We start from the raw sequence: 19,107 nt of genomic DNA, 5'->3' as shown, positions 1-19,107 counted from the left end.
TTCTGGAAAGATTCAAAAACGCCAAAACCAGCCTCGTCTTGCCTACCTCCAAAACCTTTTCTCTCCTAACCTGTTTTTAAGCCAAATAACCATTAAAACAAGTGAAACCATGCGTCCAAAGATCATCATTGCCATTCTGCTCAGCATTCCAGCCTGGGTATTGAGTTGCTTCAATCCAAACAAAGTGAGTTCGCCAACCAGTGCAAACGAAGCTTCACCTCGACTTACCTCCGCCGCCACTAGCTTTTACTCCCTGAAAGCCAAAACTTTGGATGGACAAACCATCTCGATGGATCAATACAAAGGCAAAAAAATCATCGTGTTGAACACCGCATCTCGCTGTGGATATACCCCTCAATACGCCGATTGGGAAGCTTTTTACGAAAAAAATAAAGACAACATCGTGGTGTTGGGTTTCCCTTGCAATCAGTTTATGGGGCAAGAACCTGGCACTGCTACTGATATCCAGGCTTTTTGCCAAAAGAACTACGGCGTGACCTTCCAGATGTTTGAAAAAGTAGACGTAAAAGGCAGCGAACAAAGCCCAATTTACAAGTGGCTGACCGATCCGAGCCAAAACGGCTGGAACAGCGATGTACCTTCCTGGAATTTTTGCAAATACCTGATCGACGAAAATGGCAAATTGACCCATTTCTTTGCTTCAGGCGTGACGCCAGCAAGCGCAGAGTTTAAGAAAGCGATAGATTAGGAACGGGTTATCTATTTCCAATTGTTTTTTTTCACCACCTCAGGTACCTTAGAATCACCTAAGTCGATACGTTGTTTTTATCTTTGGTGATTCTGAGGTACCTGAGGTGATGGAAAAAGCAGCGAAGCTGCCCTTGTGATATAAAGTACTTGCGTAATTTAAATTAGAATTCTGAAATAAGAGCACTATTGATTTGGATAAATCCAAAAACCAACGATACTCCAATATTCTCTCCAGATTGACCAAAGTCACCCCAAAATCAAGACTTTTAACAAGGATTTTCGACTGAAATGACTGCTATTTTGTGGACGTAAACAACCGATTAATCAACCATAATCCAGCTGTCATGAAAAAGATTCTGGCACTATCCATCTTGGTAATTGCAACTTTAGTCATACGTGCACAATCCAGAATTGGCACCGAGTTAACCAGCAAAGAAAATGTCGTATTGTACCTGATCGAACAAGAAAAATTGGCCCGCGATCTATACGGTGTATTGGACACCATCTGGGTCACCGATGTATTCAACCGCATGGCAGATGACGAATTGCAACACATGGATAAACTCAGCACGGTAGCCGCTGAATTTATGATCGACGTTCCTAATCATTTCAATGAATACAAACCAGGTCAATTTGTCAATGCAGATTTGCGCGATTTGTACCTTGATCTGCTTGCAGATGCCAATTTTTCTCTAGAAGACGCTTATCGGGCTTGCGCCAATTTGGAAGAGCGCAAAATAATGAACCTGAGAACTGCATTAAAAGAACCCAACTTCGATCTGGAAATTGCGACCTATAAAACCCTGCTGATTGGAGCTGAAGACAACCTGAAATTCTTCGTTCGCGCTTTGGTTCAAATGAACAGTGGCTATCTGCCAATTCTGATGAGCAAAAGCGAATTTGAATTCCTAACCAGAAATATTTTTTCCAATACCAATTGGCAAGCGATCAATCACAATGAAAAAAACCGTAAAATTGGCTTGTTCTAAAAAGAATGTATCAATCGATGAAAATTTTCATTGCCTTTTTATAAAAATTTATTGACTTTTGCGTAAGATTTTCTCCGCGCTGGATAACTATTCAACGCGGAGTGTCTTTTATCCAGATAAAATGAGGATTTTCTTGAGTCAAATTCTTCTGGTTTTTTACCTGCTGTCGACGCTTGCGCCTCAGTGGTTAGAAGAATTTGCCAAATTTCCGGCGCTGCTATCACATTACCAGGCACACCGCATTGAAAATCCCCGTACTACTTTAAGTCAATTCATTAGCCAACACTACGGCAAGGCATACGAGCGTCACCGCAATCAACACGACCATTCCAAATTACCGGGCAAAGCCAAGCACAACGATGCATGTGTACATTTGACGTTCATCGCAGAACCTGTCCATTGTCAATTGGAGGTTGCGGTTAATGCCAAATGGATTGAGCCTAAAAACTCAGCAGAATTTGCGCAGGATCAAACCTTCAGTTCTGCATTTCTCTCTTGCATCTGGCAGCCGCCCAGAGCTTAGGGACGGAAACAATATAAAGTAAACGTCTGACTGGCTCTTTTTTGATTTGGCTGCGTTACTCATCAGTTGCGTAGTTTACTATGCGCCTTCCTCGTGCCTTGCCAAATCAAAAAACTGCTCAGTCAGCTTACTTACTTTATTTCGTTTCCGTCCCTTAATTATCCTGTCTGACCTCTTCTCGGTCGATGTTTGTGTTCCTTAAGCGCGTTGCTTATTGAGCATCTGCTTTCTTATCATTTTCATATAATTCAACTGTTTATGTTGACTCGGATTATCCATTTTTCCATCCACAATAAACTTGTGGTGGGATTGGGAACGCTGGTTATGGTCATTGCGGGGATCTATTCTTTTACCCTGCTTCCGATCGATGCCATTCCTGATATCACCAACAATCAAGTACAGGTTCTTACGGTTTGTCCTACCCTGGCTACCCAGGAAGTAGAGCAATTTGTAACTGCCCCCATTGAAGTCGCTGTAAAATCAATTCCCGGAGTGCTCGAGCTGCGCTCCATCTCGCGATTTGGGTTAAGTGTGGTCACTGTGGTGTTCAAAGAAGACATCGATGTGTACCGCGCGCGCCAAATGATGAATGAAAAACTCAAAATGGCGGAACAGAACATTCCACCAGGGTTTGGCATACCAGAATTGGCGCCCATTTCGACGGGACTCGGTGAAATTCTGCACTATCGCATCGAGCCCCAACCAGGCTATGAAAAAAAGTACTCCGCTTCCGATTTGCGGGAAATCCAGGATTGGATTGTCAAAAAGCAACTGATTGGAGTACCTGGGGTAGTGGAAATCAATAGTTTTGGCGGGGACTTGAAGCAATACGAAGTCGCCGTTCGACCCGAACGCCTGCGCAGTTTTCAAATCGGATTGCCTGAAATCTTACAAGCTCTAGAAGGTGCCAATGAAAATACCGGTGGTGCCTACGTCGAAAAGCACAGCAGTGTGTTTTTCATTCGTGCCCAGGGCTTGGTCAAAAGCCTAACCGATATTGAGCAAATTGTGATCAAAAACGTCAACGGTCAACCTTTGCGCATTGGCGATGTAGCTCAGGTGCGTTTTGGCAAAGCCCTGCGCTATGGCGCGGTAAGCCACAATGGGAAAGGTGAAATCGTGCTGGGCATCGTGATGATGTTGAAGGGGGAGAATGCCGCAAAAGTGATCGAGCGGGTCAAAATTCGCCTGGAAGAAATCAAAAAAGGTTTGCCCGAGGGCATCACTATCACCACCTTTTTGGACCGCGAAAACCTGGTCAACCGGACTATTGCTACTGTCAAGAAAAACCTGATCGAAGGCGCACTCATCGTCATTTTTGTGCTGGTTTTGCTGGTCGGAAACTTTCGTGCGGGTTTGATCATCGCTTCGGTGATTCCGTTGGCCATGCTTTTTGCCCTTTCCATGATGCAACTTTTTGGCGTGAGTGCCAATTTGATGTCTCTGGGCGCGCTTGATTTTGGTTTGATTGTAGATGGGGCAGTTATCATTGTGGAGGCTACCCTCCATTATTTGCATACCCGCTACCTGAACCAGCCAGAGATAGCCATTCAACCCAATGCTACTGTAATCCTCTCCAAAGAAGACATGGACGAAAGTGTATTGGAAGCCGCCTCTCGGATCATGCGTTCTTCGGTTTTTGGGGTCATCATCATTCTGATTGTTTACCTCCCAATTTTGTCTTTGGTGGGTGTAGAAGGGAAGATGTTTAAGCCCATGGCTCAAACGGTGTCTTTTGCCCTGGTTGGTGCGTTGTTGTTGTCCTTGACCTATGTTCCGGCTGTTTCAGCCTTGACCTTGAACAGGAAAATGCACCACCACCGAAATTTTGCCGATCACATCATCCACACCATTCAACTGGTGTATTTGCCCGTACTCACTTGGGCATTGCACTGGCGCAAAACGGTGATTGGACTCAGTCTTGGCTTGTTGGTGGTGTCACTCTTGCTTTTTTCCCGGATGGGGGGTGAATTTATTCCTACTCTCGATGAAGGGGACATCATGATGCATGGTTTTTTACGCCCCGGCACCTCTTTGCCCCAAACCCTGGAAAGCCACCGCATGGCTCAGCAAATCATCCTGGATAATTTTCCGAATGAGGTAGAACAAGTGATTTCTAAAATTGGCAGTGCCGAGATACCCACCGACCCCATGGCCATCGAAACTGCGGACAACATTATTTTGCTTAAGCCAATTGAAGAATGGACCAAAGCAGAAACCAAAGAAGAACTGGTCAGCAAAATTGAAGAGAAAGTCCACGAAATTCCAGGGATGGCCTTTGAATTTACCCAACCCATCAAAATGCGTTTCGACGAAATGATGACCGGGGTACGTTCGGATATTGCGGTGAAAATCTTTGGTGACAACATGGATACGCTGGCTCATGCAGGCAGCAAAGTAGAAAAATTGATCCACACCATTCCTGGCCTGGCCGACCTCAAGGTAGAGCAAGTAGAAGGGTTGCCCCAAATCGTGATCAATTTCCACTACGACAAAATAGCCCGTTATGGCTTGCATATTCGGGACATCAATGCCACCCTGCGGGCTGCTTTTGCTGGAACTTCAGCCGGAGTGGTGTATGAGGATGCCCGACGTTTTGATTTGGTCGTTCGCCTGGATGACCAGGATCGCAACGATCTGGAAGATGTACAGCAACTGCCCATTGCAACCCCCAATGGCGAGTTGATTCCCCTAAGCGAAGTAGCAGAAGTTGGCTATCGCTTGGGTGCGGCGCAAATTAGCCGCGACAATGCCCAGCGCCGGATCGTAGTGGGCGCCAACGTGCGGGGGCGAGATGTAGAGAGTGCTTTTAAGGCGGTTCAAGAAAAGTTGGAAACTTCCCTCAAATTGCCACCGGGGTATTTCGTTACCTATGGCGGTCAATTTGAAAATTTAAATGCGGCCAAAGCCCGTCTTTCGATTGCGGTGCCGTTGGCTTTAGCCTTGATTTTCCTACTACTTTATTTTACCTTCAATTCCTTCAAAGAAAGTTTGCTGATTTTTTCCGCCATCCCCATGTCGGCCATTGGAGGGATATTTGCACTGCAAATGCGGGGCATGCCATTCTCTATCTCCGCCGGAGTAGGATTTATCGCTCTTTTTGGTGTCGCGGTGTTGAATGGCATTGTATTGATCACCTATTTCAATCAATTGGAAAAAGAAGGCATCGAAAGCGTGTATGAGCGCATTCGAGCAGGAGCCATTGCCCGCTTGCGCCCAGTATTGATGACGGCGGCAGTAGCCTCGCTGGGTTTTTTGCCGATGGCCATCTCGCATGGATCGGGTGCAGAGGTGCAGCGTCCTTTGGCAACCGTAGTCATCGGTGGCCTGATCACTTCCACCTTGCTTACGTTGGTGGTGCTTCCGGTGTTGTATGCCTTGTTTTTTGGCCGCAAACGCAACAGTAAAGTACCGCCAGCAGCCATGATGTTGCTGCTTCCGTTGCTATTTTTTGGAAATCAGGCATTTGGTCAGAATGCCTTGCGGGAAGACGATGCAATTGTTCTGGCGCTACGCAATCACCCAGGGGTTCGATCGGCGTCGCTCAGTGTACAACAGCAAACTGTTTTACGAGGCACGGCCAAGATGTATGACCCTGCCAATATTTTTCATAATGTCGTTGCTGACCCCGTTTTGGGCGTGTTTGGTACAACTACGGTGGGGATTAACCAAAACTTTCCCACCCGTAAAACCACCCAAGCCAATCGTAATTTTTATCAACAAAAGGAATCTCACGCACAAGCTGTATTGGCGCATACCGAAAAGGACTTGATCCGACAGGTACGCGAGATTTATCAGCACCTTGGCTATCTCGATCTCAAAGCTCGATTGTACACTGCTTTGGATTCGGTGTACACCAATTTTGCCATCATTGCCCAGCAGCGTTACCAGTTGGGAGATGCGGCATTGGCTGAGAAATTGGCAGCACAAGACAGAGCTGCGCAGGTACGACTCGTGTTGGAAACCATCTCGCACGAACTCAATTTTGATCAAGTGGTGCTGGGACAACTCCTCGGTTTGCCGCAGGCAGTTAGCGCCATTGCTGAGCCTCTACGCAAGCAAACTTTTAGTCTGGCCGATACCGCTTTGATTGTTAAAGCACCCAGCGCCCTGACGGGACTGACCCAGGTGAGTGTGGCCAAAAGTCAGCAAGACATCGCAAAAGCCAGTTTTGCGCCCAGTTTTTCGAGCGGGGTGTACGGACAACTTGTGGCCAATGGACGGTTTTTCCCAGGTTGGCAAGTGGGCATGAATATCCCGCTAATCAACAAGGCACGCAATAAAGCAGTTGAGTCGGCAGGAGTGAACGTCCAAATTGCTGAGGCAAATTATAGGACTATTCTGCTACAGCAACGCTCCCAAATGGCGCATTTACTCCATGAGCAAGAGAAGTACAATACCCTGATTGATTATTACCAAAGCCAGGGTCAAGTATTGGCGAAGGAACTGCTGCGCAATGCCGCCCTCAATTACCGTTCTGGCGAAATCGATTACACTACCCTTTCACAGCAGGTAGAGCAATCCATCGGTATTGAACTGGCGTATCTGGAGAATTTGTACGGCCTCAGCCTAACCGTTGTTGAATTAAAATTCATTGCGGATTTGTAATTTTTTCATCTCTATGACGCAAAAAATCGGGAAGTTAATTTTTCTGCGTTACTTAATTCAATCAAAATGAATTTCATCAAAAATATAAGCATCCTCGCCCTTGCCCTCATTGTAGTGGCTTGCGGCAAAAAAGCGGAAACCGAAACCAAATCGGAAACGGCAAAACCAGAAAGTGCAAATACAGTTGTGTTGAGTCCGGCACAACTCGTGCAAGCGAATATCCAAATGGGAACATTCACCTTGCGGCCTTTGAGTGAGTACCTCGAAACCAATTCCGAATTGGTGTTGGGCAAAGAACACATTGCCCAGGTAAGTGCATTTACAGATGGCATTGTCAGTGGATTGCGGGTACACAGCAATGTTACGGTGGCCAAAGGAGGTGTCATTGCGGTGATAAGAAAGCCTGACTTGCTCGATTTGCAGCAGCAATTCCTCGAAAACAAAGACAGATTGGTGTTTTTGGAAACCGAATACCAGCGCTACAAAGCCTTGAATGAAAACGATGCCACCGCGACCAAAAATTTTCAAAAAGCAGAATCAGACTGGCGGTCGGCTCAGACTTCTTCCAAATTGTTGGCGGCCAAACTGAAGCAATACCAGATCGACCCTGCTAAGTTGACTACCGAAAACCTCCGTACAGAGCTTTTGATTACTGCTCCAATTGCAGGTTTGGTTACGCGCATGGATGCCAGCATGGGAGCCGCGCTCCACATGGGCGACCCAGTTTGTGAAATCAGCAATCTGGCTTTTTTGCATCCGGTATTGTATGTTTTCGAAAAAGACCTGGCTAAAGTAAAAGCAGGCCAATCCGTAGCCTTAAGCTTCCCGGGAGGCAGTGATCAAGCTTTTGCGGCGCACATCGATTACCTGGAGCGGACGGTTGACGCTGATCGCAAAACGGTCAAGGTACATGCCCGTTTTGACAATCCTGGATTGGCCAATAACCAGCACCTGGCCAAAGGCGGTTTTCTGAATGCCAAGATTAACCTCACTCAAACTGGAATGCTGGAAGCTTTACCCGAAGAAGCCGTGATCCAGGAACGAGATGGAAATTTTATTTTTTATCAAGAGCGCAGTGATTCCAAAGGCGCAATTTTCCATAAAATCCCCGTAAAACTTGGTGCAGCCGGCAACGGCTACATCGCAGTACAGACATTAGCGTCATTGCCCCCCAATGCAGCTATTGTCCTGAAAGGCGCTTACTATGTGTCTGCACAAGGCGCAGGAGTATCGGCTGAAGAGTGATGACCCTACTGCAATGATCCTGATTGAAATTGTAAATGTTATGGAATTTTTTTAAAACAAAGTCATGAAACGCATCCTCAAGATGGTGGGCTGGTTGCTACTGATTGCAGTGATCCTCATCCAATTTATCCCGGTCAACCGCAAAAATCCTGCTGTTGATCTGAATCAAGACTACCTCAAATTAAGTGGTGCGCCCACAGAAGTTGCGACGTTACTGCGTGCCGCTTGCTACGATTGCCATTCCAACGAATCAAAGTATCCCTGGTATGCTTACGTGGCGCCGGTTTCTTTTATTGTAAAAAACCACATCAACGAAGCGCGCTCCAAGCTGAACTTTTCAGAATGGGGTTCTACTTCTCCACACGACCTTGCGGAAGCGACCGAAGAACTACCAGAGACAATTGCAGAAGGAGAAATGCCGTTACAAGACTACCTGTGGATGCACCCGGAAGCACGCTTAAATGCGGCGCAAAAGCGCACCCTCATCAATTGGTTTAATGGGAGTGAAAAAGTGAGCAACGGCAACAAAACTGGTCAGGCTCACGACGAAGAACACGATGAAGACTGATTATCTTTGTACCTAAGTCTGACGCAAAAAATTACTTCCCGATTTTTTTAGAGGCTTTTGAATAGGAAGCTCACTTGAAATGAACCGTTCGACTTCCTATTCAAAAGCCAAAATCGGGAAGGTAATTTTTCTGCGTTACTAAAACACGATTCCATCTCCTCGGAGTAACCAATCTTGATAAGAGAGGCAACTCTTGAGGTCATTTTATAGTATTGAAAGGAAGGGCAATAACAATTGAGAACAGATGGTATTGCCTTTCCTTATAATTTAAATGATATGATAGTAACACAAAAACGCTTTCTCGGTTTTCTAACCCTGTTAGCCATTGCTACATTGGCACTTTTTAGTGCTTGTACCCAAGAAAAAGTGGTAGACGTAAATCCCGTATGTTTTGAAAGGGACATCCTGCCCCTCCTAGTATCCAATTGTACCCAAAGTGGTTGCCACAACAGCAAGGATCGGGCAGCAGGTGTGGAATTGACCTCTTATCAACACGTTATTGAACATGGCGTAGTGCCTGGTGATTACAAAGCCAGCGAGCTCTACAAAGTGTTGATCTCGGTAGGAGAGCAGCTTATGCCCCAGGCGCCATACAATAAACTGAGTGTTGATCAAATCACAACAATTGCCCTCTGGATAGAGCAAGGCGCCAAAAACACTACCTGCTCTACAACGACTTGTGACTTAAGTGCGGTTACCTACTCTAAAACAGTGAAAACCATTCTGGATCGTTCTTGCAACAGTTGTCACAGCGGCAATTCTCCTTCTGCTGGGGTAAACCTCGGAACGTACACCGGGGTGAAAAAATACGCTTTGGACGGCAGTTTGTACGGCAGTATCAATCACGATGCAGGTTTTGTACCCATGCCTGAGAACGGTAAACTACCTGCCTGCGAAATCAGCTCCATCAAGGAATGGATCCGTCTAGGCGCCCTCAACAACTAAACAACCCACTAATTTATTCGTGGGGCATTCGCGAGACTTCCAATCAAATCCAAAAAACGTTAATCTAATGAACACAATCCGCTTTTTCTTCCTGCTGATGCTGCTAGTTGGCATCAATGTTACTACAACTACCGCGCAATCAAAATACTTTACCCGTACCGGAACGGTAATTTTTGATGCTGAAGGCAAACTGGACGATGTCGAAGAGATAAAAGCCAAAAACACCGTGGCAACCTGTGTATTGGATGCTGCATCTGGCCAGATGGAATGGGCCGTATCCATGAATAAATTTGATTTCGCCAGTTCGTTGATGCAAAAACACTTCAACGAAAACTACGTAGAAAGCGAAAAATACCCCAAGTCAACTTTTAAGGGAAAAATCAATGAGTTGAGCAAAGTAAACTTTAGCAAAGACGGAACTTATCCTGTAACAGTGACAGGTAACATGTTTTTGCACGGGGTGACCAAGGAAGTTACTACAAAAGGGGTCATCACCGTTGAAAAAGGCAAAATACTGGTAAGCTCCAGTATCGAGCTGATGCTAAAGGATTACAAAATTGACATTCCTACGGTTGTTTTTGTCAAAATTGCTGAAAGTGCAAAAATCAGCATCAGTGCAGCTTTGGAAATTCTAAAAGGTAAATAAGATGAAAAAATACTGGCAAAGGACGGCGCTACTCGCGCTTTTACTGGGGGCTTTTTTTAGCCCACTGCTCGCTCAGGATGACAGCTTACTGGGTTTGCTCGGTGATGACAACTCAAGTGACAAGGTCGTCAACGCATTCAAATCACCCCGGGTCATCAACGGTCATAGCATGGAAATGCTGGATGCGGGAGCATTGGATTTTCGAATCCTGCATCGTTTTGGCAAAATCAACGATGGCTTTTACAACCTATTTGGCCTGGACAACGCAAACATGCGTTTGGGATTTGACTATGGAGTGACCTCCAATTTTACGATAGGTGTAGGTCGGACTACGTCTAAAAAGGAATTGGATGGCTTTCTCAAGTACCGCGTCTTGTGGCAGAGTACAGGAGCCAAAAGTATTCCTGTATCCGTAGTATTGGTAGCGGGAACAACTTTCAATGGGTTGAAAGATCCTTACGCCGACCTTGAAGTTGATCCCAATTTTACCCGCCGCTTGGCTTACTACACCCAAGCCATAGTTGGTAGAAAGTTCAGTGAAAAATTCTCTGCACAATTGGTGCCTACCTGGCTGCACCGCAACATCGTGGAAAACCAATTGGCACCCAATGATATGTTTGCTTTGGGCTTTGGAGCAAGGTACAAATTCATCAAGCGGGTAGCGCTGGTCATTGATTACTACTACGCGTTCAATCGCTTTCCCAATGACCCAACTTTCAATCCCACATCGATCGGTTTTGACATCGAAACGGGCGGGCACGTATTCCAATTGCATTTTTCCAATGCAGTGGGCATGAATGAGCGTGCTTTCCTGACCGATGCCAATGGCAGTTGGTTGAAGGGCGATATTCAATTTGGATTCAACCTTTCCCGGGTGTTTCAGTTGAATGAAAAGAACAAGAAGAAGTCTTAGAAATAACCGGAGGCTTTTTTTTCACCACCTCAGACACCTAAGAATCACCTAAGAAAAAATGACATGGACTCAGGTGATTCTTAGGTGCCTAAGGTGGTGGAAAAAACCATGCAGCGAAGCTGCTAAAAGGAAAGAAAACAGATGTAGGTCAATAATCCAAAAATTTAGCCCCACGAATCCTTGCGCCTGGTGCTGCGAATACCTTCCCGCGAGCCGCCAAAAACCGCTTGGGTGCATCAATTCCTTCCCACTCCAAACCACAAGCATTGTGCAAAAGCGCCTTTGACCCAAGCCGCAATACGGCACCTGGCAACAAGGTAATGCGCGCATTTTCGGGCAACGAAACCCTTGCTTGGATGCTCAATACGCCACCTTCGGCTATGGTCAAATTGCCACACAAATCCTTGTCTCCCAGCCATACCACACTGTCGCGCACCACGATATCTTGATCGGGTTGCCGGATGCACCAATTTTTGACGAGAAAGTGCCGCTCATAACTATTGGTATCGGCCATGCGGGCGTGCATCGTGCCGATTTGGCAAGGCGATAAAGCATTTTGCAAGGCATTGTAATCCATCATGTTGTTGGAGGCTGCCGTGTCACAAGGCGCATTCGTAGTGCGGTTCCAGCAGGGATTGCCGTGTTCAGGGGTGTCCTCGCACCCGTCCCCATAAAAGGCATGCAACAAACCCAGAAAATGCCCCACTTCATGATTGAGTACGCCTCGGTAGGCCCAGGCTGGTTGATGACCTTCGTACATGCCCGCCATTTTGATGGCGTTGCCCAGCATAACCCCTACGCCGCCCGCTGATTTGTTGTACCAAGCCGATCGCATGCTGTCGGGATGGTGCGGCATGATGAAAATGTTCAACACCGTATCTTTCTGGATCTGGTATTTATCCAAAACTTCTGTATCGTACAAATTCGCGGTAGGTCCTTTGTGGATGTAGTAATAAAGTTGATCGTCGTAATGGAAATAAATGCCCGCATCATTGGCCTGACGAGGCGTGAGTACGTACTGGTAGCGCGGAGGAAGCACGGGCAATTTTTGCCGATAGGGCAGCCAGAGTTGGTTGTTGGTTTGTAGATCCCGATTGGCGTAATCGATCAATTCTTTGGCAAAACGGATCGCTGCTTCTCCATCATAATTGTAAGCCCGGTTTCGGGCATTCATGAAATGGACATTGACCTTCAGGTACCGGATCGGAAAATGGGCCAGGTGGGCGGTGTCGGGTAGGTAATCGAAAGAGTTGCGGTTATTGGAGCCATTCCCCAAATTTAAATCTCGGTTGAGGATCGAACGGGCATCAACCCGAATAATTTTTTTGGCGGAAAGCCATTTTTGAGCATAGCCAGGGAATGAAAAGGCAAGCAAAAGTCCCCACAAGCAAACCCAGGTTTTTTTCATTGCCTTTTCATTATTACTTTAAACTGGTTCTGGTTTTTACCAATCGCCGCCGGCGCCACCGCCGTCAAAGCCATCGCTGCCACCAAAACCACCCCAGTCGTCGCCACCAAAACCGCTGTTGCGATCTGAAGAATCATTATTGAATCCACCGCCGCCAGGAAAAATGAACCAGCCTCCGGGGCCATAACCCCGATCTCTGTATCGTCCATCTCCACCATATCCGCCACCATTATTGTTGGAGCGCCGAGACAAGTAAGAAAAAATAAAGAAAACGAGACCGATAATCAGCAATAAAATCAGGAAAGAAAGGACACCGTTCCCTTCTTTTTCTTTGTCATCTGCTTTAAATTCTCCTGCACCAATTTGGATGATGTTGTCGACCGCGCCGTTGAGGCCAGCGTAGTATTGGCCCGCTTTGAAAGCAGGTTTGATGGTATTTTCGATGATGCGTTTAGACAGGGCATCGGTTAAGAAACTTTGTACCCCGGAATTGGTTACAATCCGAATTTTGCGTTCGGCTTGGGCGATGTAAATGAGTATGCCATTGTCTTTGTCTTTTTGACCAATTCCCCAAGCTTGCGCTAAACGGTAGGAATACTCAAAAGCATCTTCATCTTCCAGGGATTTATCAATGACAATGGCAATTTGGGTCGAAGTAGAGTCTTCATAAGCCCGAAGTTTGAGTTCCAGGCTGTTTCGTTCAGCGGGACTCAAAAGGCCAGCAAAGTCGCTGACCATGGTTTGTGGGCGGGCAGGTATGTCTTTTGCAAAAACCCCATTCAGCACCCACATAGATCCTAACAGCAACAACAACAGGGATTTCATCGTATTCATGGACTTGGATTTTTAAAACAAAACAGCGCCTACATGTCGTAGGAAATATCGTCGGGAAGTTCGTTTGTTTGTTCTGTATCTCCAGGAGGAAAGTGTTTTTGGAGTTTTGCACCAATTAATTTTACGCCAGTGCACAAGCCTCCTGCAAAATCTTTGTCTCGAAAATGCTTGAGCATTTCGTCGCGTACTTCTACCCAAAAATGATTCATCACCTTTTCGTGGATACCCTTATCGCCAATGATGACCAGTTGATGGTCTTTGGGTACGATGAAAACCAATACTCCATTGCGTTCTTGTGTTTCAGCCATTTTGAGCCGATCAAAAACCACAAGAGCATCCTCCCAGGCAGTTTTGTTGACCTTGCCTTGCAGATGGATTCTGATTTCACCAGAAGTAGCAGCTTCTGCCTCTTTGATGCAGTCGATTACTCGTTTTTCTTCTTCTGAAGATAGAAACTTGACCATAATGAAGGGTTCGAGAATTGTAGGAGTTTAGCAGTGAAAAATATCCACTGCTAAACCCTGCAATTTTTTAATCAAATTTCACGTCAGGTGCGTTCTGGGCATTTTGCTCAGCCTGAAATTGTGATCTTTGGTGAAAACCAGACATGCCTGCGATCAAGCTCGCAGGGAAGCGGCGAATTTTTTTGTTGAAATTGGTCGCCGCATCGTTGTAATTGTCCCGAGCTACTTTGATGCGGTTTTCGGTGCCTTCCAACTGGGATTGCAACTCCAAGAACGATTGGTTGGCCTTAAGTTCTGGATATTGCTCAGAAATCACCATCAAACGCCCCAGTGTTTGAGAGATTCCACTTTGTGCTTGTTGGAATGCCGCCAATTGCTCTGGAGTAGCCGTGGAAGGATCAATGGTGATGCTGCTAGCCTTGGCACGTGCTTCGACCACTGCGGTAAGGGTGCTTTTTTCAAAATTTGCTACGCCCTTTACCGTGTTCACCAAATTTGGGATTAGGTCGGCACGACGCTGATAAGCAGATTGAACTTTTGACCAGGTGTTGTCAACGTCTTCATCGGAATTGACCATTCCGTTGTAAGTGCTGCATCCACCAAAAAGCAACATCAGTCCTACCAAAATAAGGACTACTGAACTGATTAATTTATTCATTGTATTGGTTTTGTTTTGAAAAGTTCAAAAATGTAAATAACGCAGAAAAATTAACTTCCCGATTTTGGATTTTGAATAGGAAGCCGAACGGTTCATTTAAAGTGAGCTTCCTATTCAAAAGCCTCTCAAAAAATCGGGAAGTAATTTTTTGCATCAGACTAAGCAATATTAGGGGGCTTAGGTTTTTCTTCCGAAAATTTTCCTCCCAACTGCTACAAATTGTCGGCGAACAGTACCTTTTTTGCTTTGCCAAGATAAGGAAACTTTTATTTTGCAGCTTCCAAAAATGCTTTCACCAACTCCTCTGCGGCATGGAACGGAGATTTGAGTTGCGCCAAAACTTCCGTTTCCCTTTCCTTCAACAACATTGCTACCCGGGAATGTTCATAAAATTGATCGCGAATCAGTTGCTGAATGGTTTCGTGCAACCAGTATCGGGCTTGTTCCTGTCGTTGGGATTGAAAATAGCCATTGCTTTTGGTGAAAACCTGAAATGCTTCAATCCCCTGCTTGATTTCAGAAATCCCTTCACCGCTGATCGCCGAACAGGTTTTGACCAAAACCTCCCAATTGCTGGCCTTGGGTGGAAAGAGGTGCAAGGCATTGCGGTAATCCGCTGCCGCCCTTTTGGCACTTTGCAGGTTGTCGCCATCGGCCTTGTTGACGGCAACCAGATCTGCCATTTCTACTATACCTCTTTTGATGCCCTGAAGTTCATCTCCAGCACCGGGAAGCAGCAATAAAAGAAAAAAATCGACCATAGAATGAACCGCTACTTCAGATTGGCCTACTCCAACTGTTTCGACAAAGAGTGCATCAAACCCCGCCGCTTCGCACAAAATGATGGTTTCACGGGTTTTGCGGGCTACACCACCCAGTGAATCGCCAGCTGCTGAAGGGCGAATGTACACTTTTGGATCGGTTGCCAGTTTGGCCATGCGCGTTTTATCGCCCAGGATACTGCCTTTGCTGATTTGACTGCTGGGATCAATGGCCAATACGGCCAACTTTTGGCCAGCATTGCTAAAACTCCCCCCTAAAGCTTCAATGAAAGTGCTTTTTCCCACTCCAGGCACGCCAGTAATCCCGATCCGGATGGATTTTCCGCTGTGCGGCAAGCAACCTTCAATGATTTCATGCGCCAAAGCCTGGTGTTGTGCTTGTTTGCTTTCAACCAAAGTGATGGCCTGACTGAGCAGGGTACGATCACCTTCCAAAATGCCTTCGATATACGACTTGGCATTCAAGTGGTTGCGTCGTTTTTTGGGACTCCACGTAGGATTTACTGAGGCAGGCGGGTTGATTCCTGCTCTTACGCTTGGTTTGGTTGCATCTTCCTTTGGATCGGTCATAAGCAATGCTTGGTAGGACGAACACGCTACTTGTTCTTGATCAAATGTACTACCCTGGAAATTATTTTTTTCAAAAAAGTTAGAAACCGTGTTTCACTTTATCTTCCTCTATCTTGTTCTATCTTTACCTTCGGAATGTACTATAAATATTTCCCTATGGAAAAACAATTCATTCAAAAACTTTACGAGAAGCACCGCGATTCCCAAGAAATGCCTTCCCCTTCCAGCATCTCCTCCTGGTTGAATGGCATTTTGGGTTTGTTGTTTCCTGAATTTTCAGATCATCGGTTTACCAACTTGCGCGAATTTGAGCAATACTTTCATGGCCTCAAACTGGAGTTGAATAAAATATTGGATACCGCAGATCATGCTTTGCATACCAAAGCCCCTGAATTGGAAGGGGAGTTTATGGCCAGTCTGCCCAGGGTACGCGAATTCCTGCTCATGGATGCTGAGGCCATTTTGAAGGGTGACCCTGCTGCCATTGATCTGCCCGAAGTGATTCGTACCTACCCGGGTTTTTATGCTATTGCCGTGTACCGCATTTCTCATGAATTGTATGAAATGCGCATTCCACTTATCCCCCGGATCTTGACAGAATACGCGCACAGCCGCACCGGAGTAGACATCCACCCTTCGGCAGAAATTGGGAAAAACTTTTGCATCGACCACGGTACCGGAGTAGTAATTGGAGGTACTTCCCACATTGGCGACAATGTAAAAATATACCAGGGCGTTACCTTGGGGGCACTCAGTGTAAAGAAAGAATTGGCTGAAACGAAACGCCATCCTACCATTGAAGACAATGTGGTAATTTATTCAGGAGCAACCATTCTGGGGGGCGAAACTGTGATTGGCAATGGCAGCATCATTGGTGGCAATGTATGGGTAACCAAGAGTGTACCGCCCTTCAGTAGGGTATATTACAGCTCCAACGACAGTCTCCAACAAAGAAACAAAGCAGATTAAATTACTCCCAAAAAACAACTTATGGCTTCGGTAGCAGACTTAATCGGAAATACTCCCTTGGTTGAAATACGACATGTGATTCAGAAACCTGGTGTGAAAATATACGGCAAATTAGAAGGACAAAATCCAGGAGGTAGTGTCAAAGACCGCGCTGCTTATGGCATGATCAAGGGCGCCATTGATCGGGGAGAGCTCCTTCCCGGGGTGAAATTGGTGGAAGCCACCAGTGGAAACACGGGCATTGCCCTGGCCATGATCGCCCGCTTGTTTGATGTAGACATTACCTTAATTATGCCAGATAACTCTACCGCCGAACGGGTACAGACCATGGAAGCATACGGCGCCGAAGTCCTGCTCACTCCAGCTGAAAAAACCATCGAATACTCCCGTGAATTAGCAGAAGAAATGGTTGCTCAAGGCGGTTACCTGATGCTCAATCAGTTTGCCAATCCCGACAACTGGGGAGCCCATTACCGCAGCACCGGACCGGAAATCTGGAGAGACACTGACGGCAAAGTCACTCATTTTGTTTCTTCTATGGGCACTACGGGCACCATCATGGGCACTTCCAGGTATTTGAAAGAACAAAGCCAGAACGTCCAGATCGTGGGCGTGCAACCTACCGATGGCTCAAATATTCCGGGTATTCGCCGCTGGTCTAAAGAGTTTTTGCCAGAAATTTACGATGCAGAGCGGGTAGATCGGATCATCGATGTATCTCAGGCAGAAGCAACTGAAATGATGCGTCGATTGGCCCAAGAAGACGCTATTTTTGGTGGCGTCAGCAGCGGAGGAGCAGTAGCCGCCGTCGCCAAACTGGCTGCCGAACTGGATAAAGCCGTGATCGTATGCATCATTTGTGATCGAGGGGATCGGTACCTGTCTTCTGGCATTTTTGGAAAAAACTTGGGCTGATCAATGATTGAAAATTAAAAACAACATGATGAAATCAACATTACTACCGTTCTTGCTTTTCTTAACAGTGACGACCTTTGGACAAAACAAAATTTCTTACGACTTGGATGCCGATGGAAAGGTCGATAAACTGGAGTTGGTAAATACCGATGACGGGATGAAGATCACCTACGCATTGTCCAGCCAAGGCAGTAAAGTGATCAGTACTCAAAACATCACTATTGCAGGTGATCAACGTACGGTTTCGATGAGCAAAAATGTGGTGGTTTTGGCGATCAATTATATGCGGGCGTCTTATACCTACAAATTCCGTTACGATCCCAAATTGAAGCAAATTAAAGTCATTGGTTACGACAACGAGCAATTTGGAAATGCGATGAATGACGGCTCAGGGATGTCCAGTTACAACCTGCTCACTGGCGCTTTTGAAGCCAACAGGAACCATTGGAATGACAAGAAAAAGCAACTCATTCCTGATCCCAAGGTCAGCAAAAAGTTACCCATCAAAACTTACTTGCTGAAGGATTTCAGCGATAGCATGATTGAAGCATTGAAAAAAGTGAAGTAACATGAGTTACGTAAAGTAGACCGAACAATAGTTCAACTTTTGTTCGGTCTACGCAGTCGAACTCACACAATCCGCTGCACTTTGGTATCGTGCACCAACTGCTCCTCTTCTCCCAAATTCAGCAACAACAATCCTGGTTTTTTGCCCACTTCGATGCTGCCCAATTGGTCATCAAATCCGAGCGCCTCGGCTCCGTTGATCGTAGCCCAGCGCAGTAGGGTTTGGAATGGCACATAAGACTGGAAACGGGCAATGGTTTTCATTTCTTCCAAAATGGACAACTGCCAGTTGGAGGTCAAACTATCTGTACCGATGGTCACTTTGGCCCCAGTATCCAGAAAATATTGGTAGTTGGGCAAGCGATTTTCGATGTACAAATTGGCGTTGGGGCAAGTGGCCCAATAAATATTGTCACTCCAGGCTTGAGCGGCACGGATGTCTTCAGGGGTACTTTCGGTATTGTGCACAAAAAGCGTGCGGCAGTTGGGATCCATGTTTTCAAGCGCGTAGTAGATAGAAGGCTTGCCACTTGGTGTGAACTGATCCAACGGGAATCCAAATCCCTCATAAAAATCCAAAAAGCTGCCCGTCTTGTTGAGGAAAAGGGCATTCTCCCCTGGCGTTTCCTGGTTGTGGATGCTAACGGTACTTCCTGGGGTATTCAACGCATTGATTTTTTGGAACAAATTGCGCGAAACGGTATAAGGCGCGTGCGGAACGGCACTCTTGCGGTTGCCATTGCTGTCGCTTTGTTGGTCGTAAGCAGGCTTGAAGTTGTTGAACCAATTTTC

The 19,107-nt window shown here is 46.2% G+C and carries 18 protein-coding genes; 12 read left to right on the top strand and 6 right to left on the bottom strand.

The features are described from left to right. Positions 1 to 109 precede the first annotated feature (109 nt). The 9 genes from ABW391_RS02585 to ABW391_RS02545 all read left to right on the top strand — a co-directional run bounded on the left by ABW391_RS02585 (position 110) and on the right by ABW391_RS02545 (position 11,148). The gene (locus ABW391_RS02585) at positions 110 to 709 is read left to right on the top strand and encodes a glutathione peroxidase (RefSeq protein WP_353480257.1); all 600 of its coding nucleotides are present in this window, start codon (positions 110 to 112) and stop codon (positions 707 to 709) included. Between the two features lie 346 nt (positions 710 to 1,055). After that, complete coding sequence (locus tag ABW391_RS02580; RefSeq protein WP_353480256.1) at positions 1,056 to 1,700, top strand: DUF2202 domain-containing protein; 645 nt, start codon at positions 1,056 to 1,058, stop codon at positions 1,698 to 1,700. 133 nt (positions 1,701 to 1,833) lie between these two features. Next, positions 1,834 to 2,223: a hypothetical protein gene (locus ABW391_RS02575; protein ID WP_353480255.1), complete on the top strand. Its 390-nt coding sequence runs from the start codon at positions 1,834 to 1,836 to the stop codon at positions 2,221 to 2,223. Positions 2,224 to 2,481: 258 nt separating this feature from the next. After that, complete coding sequence (locus ABW391_RS02570; protein WP_353480254.1) at positions 2,482 to 6,831, top strand: CusA/CzcA family heavy metal efflux RND transporter; 4,350 nt, start codon at positions 2,482 to 2,484, stop codon at positions 6,829 to 6,831. A gap of 66 nt (positions 6,832 to 6,897) precedes the next feature. Next, positions 6,898 to 8,076, top strand: coding sequence for an efflux RND transporter periplasmic adaptor subunit (locus tag ABW391_RS02565; protein ID WP_353480253.1), 1,179 nt, complete (start codon positions 6,898 to 6,900; stop codon positions 8,074 to 8,076). Between the two features lie 64 nt (positions 8,077 to 8,140). Then, a complete protein-coding gene (locus ABW391_RS02560) occupies positions 8,141 to 8,644 on the top strand; it encodes a heme-binding domain-containing protein (RefSeq protein ID WP_353480252.1) in 504 nt (167 codons plus the stop codon). A 276-nt stretch (positions 8,645 to 8,920) separates the two neighbouring features. Further along, a complete protein-coding gene (locus ABW391_RS02555; RefSeq protein ID WP_353480251.1) occupies positions 8,921 to 9,589 on the top strand; it encodes a c-type cytochrome domain-containing protein in 669 nt (222 codons plus the stop codon). Between the two features lie 67 nt (positions 9,590 to 9,656). After that, the gene (locus ABW391_RS02550) at positions 9,657 to 10,235 is read left to right on the top strand and encodes a YceI family protein (RefSeq protein WP_353480250.1); all 579 of its coding nucleotides are present in this window, start codon (positions 9,657 to 9,659) and stop codon (positions 10,233 to 10,235) included. A gap of 1 nt (position 10,236) precedes the next feature. After that, positions 10,237 to 11,148, top strand: coding sequence for a DUF5777 family beta-barrel protein (locus ABW391_RS02545; protein WP_353480249.1), 912 nt, complete (start codon positions 10,237 to 10,239; stop codon positions 11,146 to 11,148). Positions 11,149 to 11,296: 148 nt separating this feature from the next. On the opposite strand, the gene ABW391_RS02540 is transcribed toward ABW391_RS02545, so the two are convergent. The 5 genes from ABW391_RS02540 to meaB all read right to left on the bottom strand — a co-directional run bounded on the left by ABW391_RS02540 (position 11,297) and on the right by meaB (position 15,864). Then, the gene (locus ABW391_RS02540; protein WP_353480248.1) at positions 11,297 to 12,556 is read right to left on the bottom strand and encodes a M43 family zinc metalloprotease; all 1,260 of its coding nucleotides are present in this window, start codon (positions 12,554 to 12,556) and stop codon (positions 11,297 to 11,299) included. 36 nt (positions 12,557 to 12,592) lie between these two features. Further along, positions 12,593 to 13,390: a TPM domain-containing protein gene (locus ABW391_RS02535; RefSeq protein WP_353480247.1), complete on the bottom strand. Its 798-nt coding sequence runs from the start codon at positions 13,388 to 13,390 to the stop codon at positions 12,593 to 12,595. A gap of 29 nt (positions 13,391 to 13,419) precedes the next feature. Next, entirely contained in the window at positions 13,420 to 13,854 is a 435-nt protein-coding gene (locus tag ABW391_RS02530; protein ID WP_353480246.1) for a TPM domain-containing protein, read from the bottom strand. Between the two features lie 67 nt (positions 13,855 to 13,921). Beyond that, positions 13,922 to 14,512 (bottom strand): LemA family protein, encoded by a 591-nt coding sequence (locus ABW391_RS02525; protein WP_353480245.1) that lies wholly within the window; start codon positions 14,510 to 14,512, stop codon positions 13,922 to 13,924. Positions 14,513 to 14,778: 266 nt separating this feature from the next. Further along, complete coding sequence (gene meaB / locus ABW391_RS02520) at positions 14,779 to 15,864, bottom strand: methylmalonyl Co-A mutase-associated GTPase MeaB (RefSeq protein WP_353480244.1); 1,086 nt, start codon at positions 15,862 to 15,864, stop codon at positions 14,779 to 14,781. Between the two features lie 156 nt (positions 15,865 to 16,020). Here meaB and epsC point away from each other — a divergent pair, with 156 nt between their 5' ends. Genes epsC through ABW391_RS02505 form a run of 3 tightly spaced genes read left to right on the top strand, consistent with a single transcriptional unit; the run spans position 16,021 to position 18,316 of the window. After that, positions 16,021 to 16,833 carry a serine O-acetyltransferase EpsC gene (epsC, locus tag ABW391_RS02515; RefSeq protein WP_353480243.1) on the top strand — a complete coding sequence of 271 codons (813 nt, stop codon included), beginning with the start codon at positions 16,021 to 16,023 and terminating at the stop codon, positions 16,831 to 16,833. Positions 16,834 to 16,854: 21 nt separating this feature from the next. Next, positions 16,855 to 17,748: a cysteine synthase CysM gene (gene cysM, locus ABW391_RS02510; protein WP_353480242.1), complete on the top strand. Its 894-nt coding sequence runs from the start codon at positions 16,855 to 16,857 to the stop codon at positions 17,746 to 17,748. A gap of 25 nt (positions 17,749 to 17,773) precedes the next feature. Further along, positions 17,774 to 18,316, top strand: coding sequence for a hypothetical protein (locus tag ABW391_RS02505; RefSeq protein ID WP_353480241.1), 543 nt, complete (start codon positions 17,774 to 17,776; stop codon positions 18,314 to 18,316). 62 nt (positions 18,317 to 18,378) lie between these two features. Here the strand turns inward: ABW391_RS02505 and ABW391_RS02500 are convergent. Then, the coding region (locus ABW391_RS02500) for an amidohydrolase family protein (RefSeq protein WP_353480240.1) at positions 18,379 to 19,107 on the bottom strand (729 nt) is incomplete at its 5' end.

The organism is Haliscomenobacter sp., from assembly GCF_040403615.1.
Taxonomy (GTDB): Bacteria; Bacteroidota; Bacteroidia; order Chitinophagales; family Saprospiraceae; genus Haliscomenobacter.
The sequence above is the reverse complement of the archived record's forward strand: the minus strand, read 5'-3'. Positions and strand labels throughout refer to the sequence as shown.

Coding starts and splice junctions, on each gene's coding strand:
- ABW391_RS02560 (WP_353480252.1), top strand. CDS start 8,141: ATGAAACGCATCCTCAAGATGGTGGGCTGGTTGCTACTGATTGCAGTG.
- ABW391_RS02530 (WP_353480246.1), bottom strand. CDS start 13,854: ATGGTCAAGTTTCTATCTTCAGAAGAAGAAAAACGAGTAATCGACTGC.
- epsC (WP_353480243.1), top strand. CDS start 16,021: ATGGAAAAACAATTCATTCAAAAACTTTACGAGAAGCACCGCGATTCC.
- ABW391_RS02505 (WP_353480241.1), top strand. CDS start 17,774: ATGATGAAATCAACATTACTACCGTTCTTGCTTTTCTTAACAGTGACG.
- ABW391_RS02550 (WP_353480250.1), top strand. CDS start 9,657: ATGAACACAATCCGCTTTTTCTTCCTGCTGATGCTGCTAGTTGGCATC.
- ABW391_RS02540 (WP_353480248.1), bottom strand. CDS start 12,556: ATGAAAAAAACCTGGGTTTGCTTGTGGGGACTTTTGCTTGCCTTTTCA.
- ABW391_RS02545 (WP_353480249.1), top strand. CDS start 10,237: ATGAAAAAATACTGGCAAAGGACGGCGCTACTCGCGCTTTTACTGGGG.
- ABW391_RS02525 (WP_353480245.1), bottom strand. CDS start 14,512: ATGAATAAATTAATCAGTTCAGTAGTCCTTATTTTGGTAGGACTGATG.
- ABW391_RS02555 (WP_353480251.1), top strand. CDS start 8,921: ATGATAGTAACACAAAAACGCTTTCTCGGTTTTCTAACCCTGTTAGCC.
- ABW391_RS02570 (WP_353480254.1), top strand. CDS start 2,482: ATGTTGACTCGGATTATCCATTTTTCCATCCACAATAAACTTGTGGTG.
- ABW391_RS02585 (WP_353480257.1), top strand. CDS start 110: ATGCGTCCAAAGATCATCATTGCCATTCTGCTCAGCATTCCAGCCTGG.
- cysM (WP_353480242.1), top strand. CDS start 16,855: ATGGCTTCGGTAGCAGACTTAATCGGAAATACTCCCTTGGTTGAAATA.
- ABW391_RS02565 (WP_353480253.1), top strand. CDS start 6,898: ATGAATTTCATCAAAAATATAAGCATCCTCGCCCTTGCCCTCATTGTA.
- ABW391_RS02580 (WP_353480256.1), top strand. CDS start 1,056: ATGAAAAAGATTCTGGCACTATCCATCTTGGTAATTGCAACTTTAGTC.
- ABW391_RS02535 (WP_353480247.1), bottom strand. CDS start 13,390: ATGAATACGATGAAATCCCTGTTGTTGTTGCTGTTAGGATCTATGTGG.
- meaB (WP_353480244.1), bottom strand. CDS start 15,864: ATGACCGATCCAAAGGAAGATGCAACCAAACCAAGCGTAAGAGCAGGA.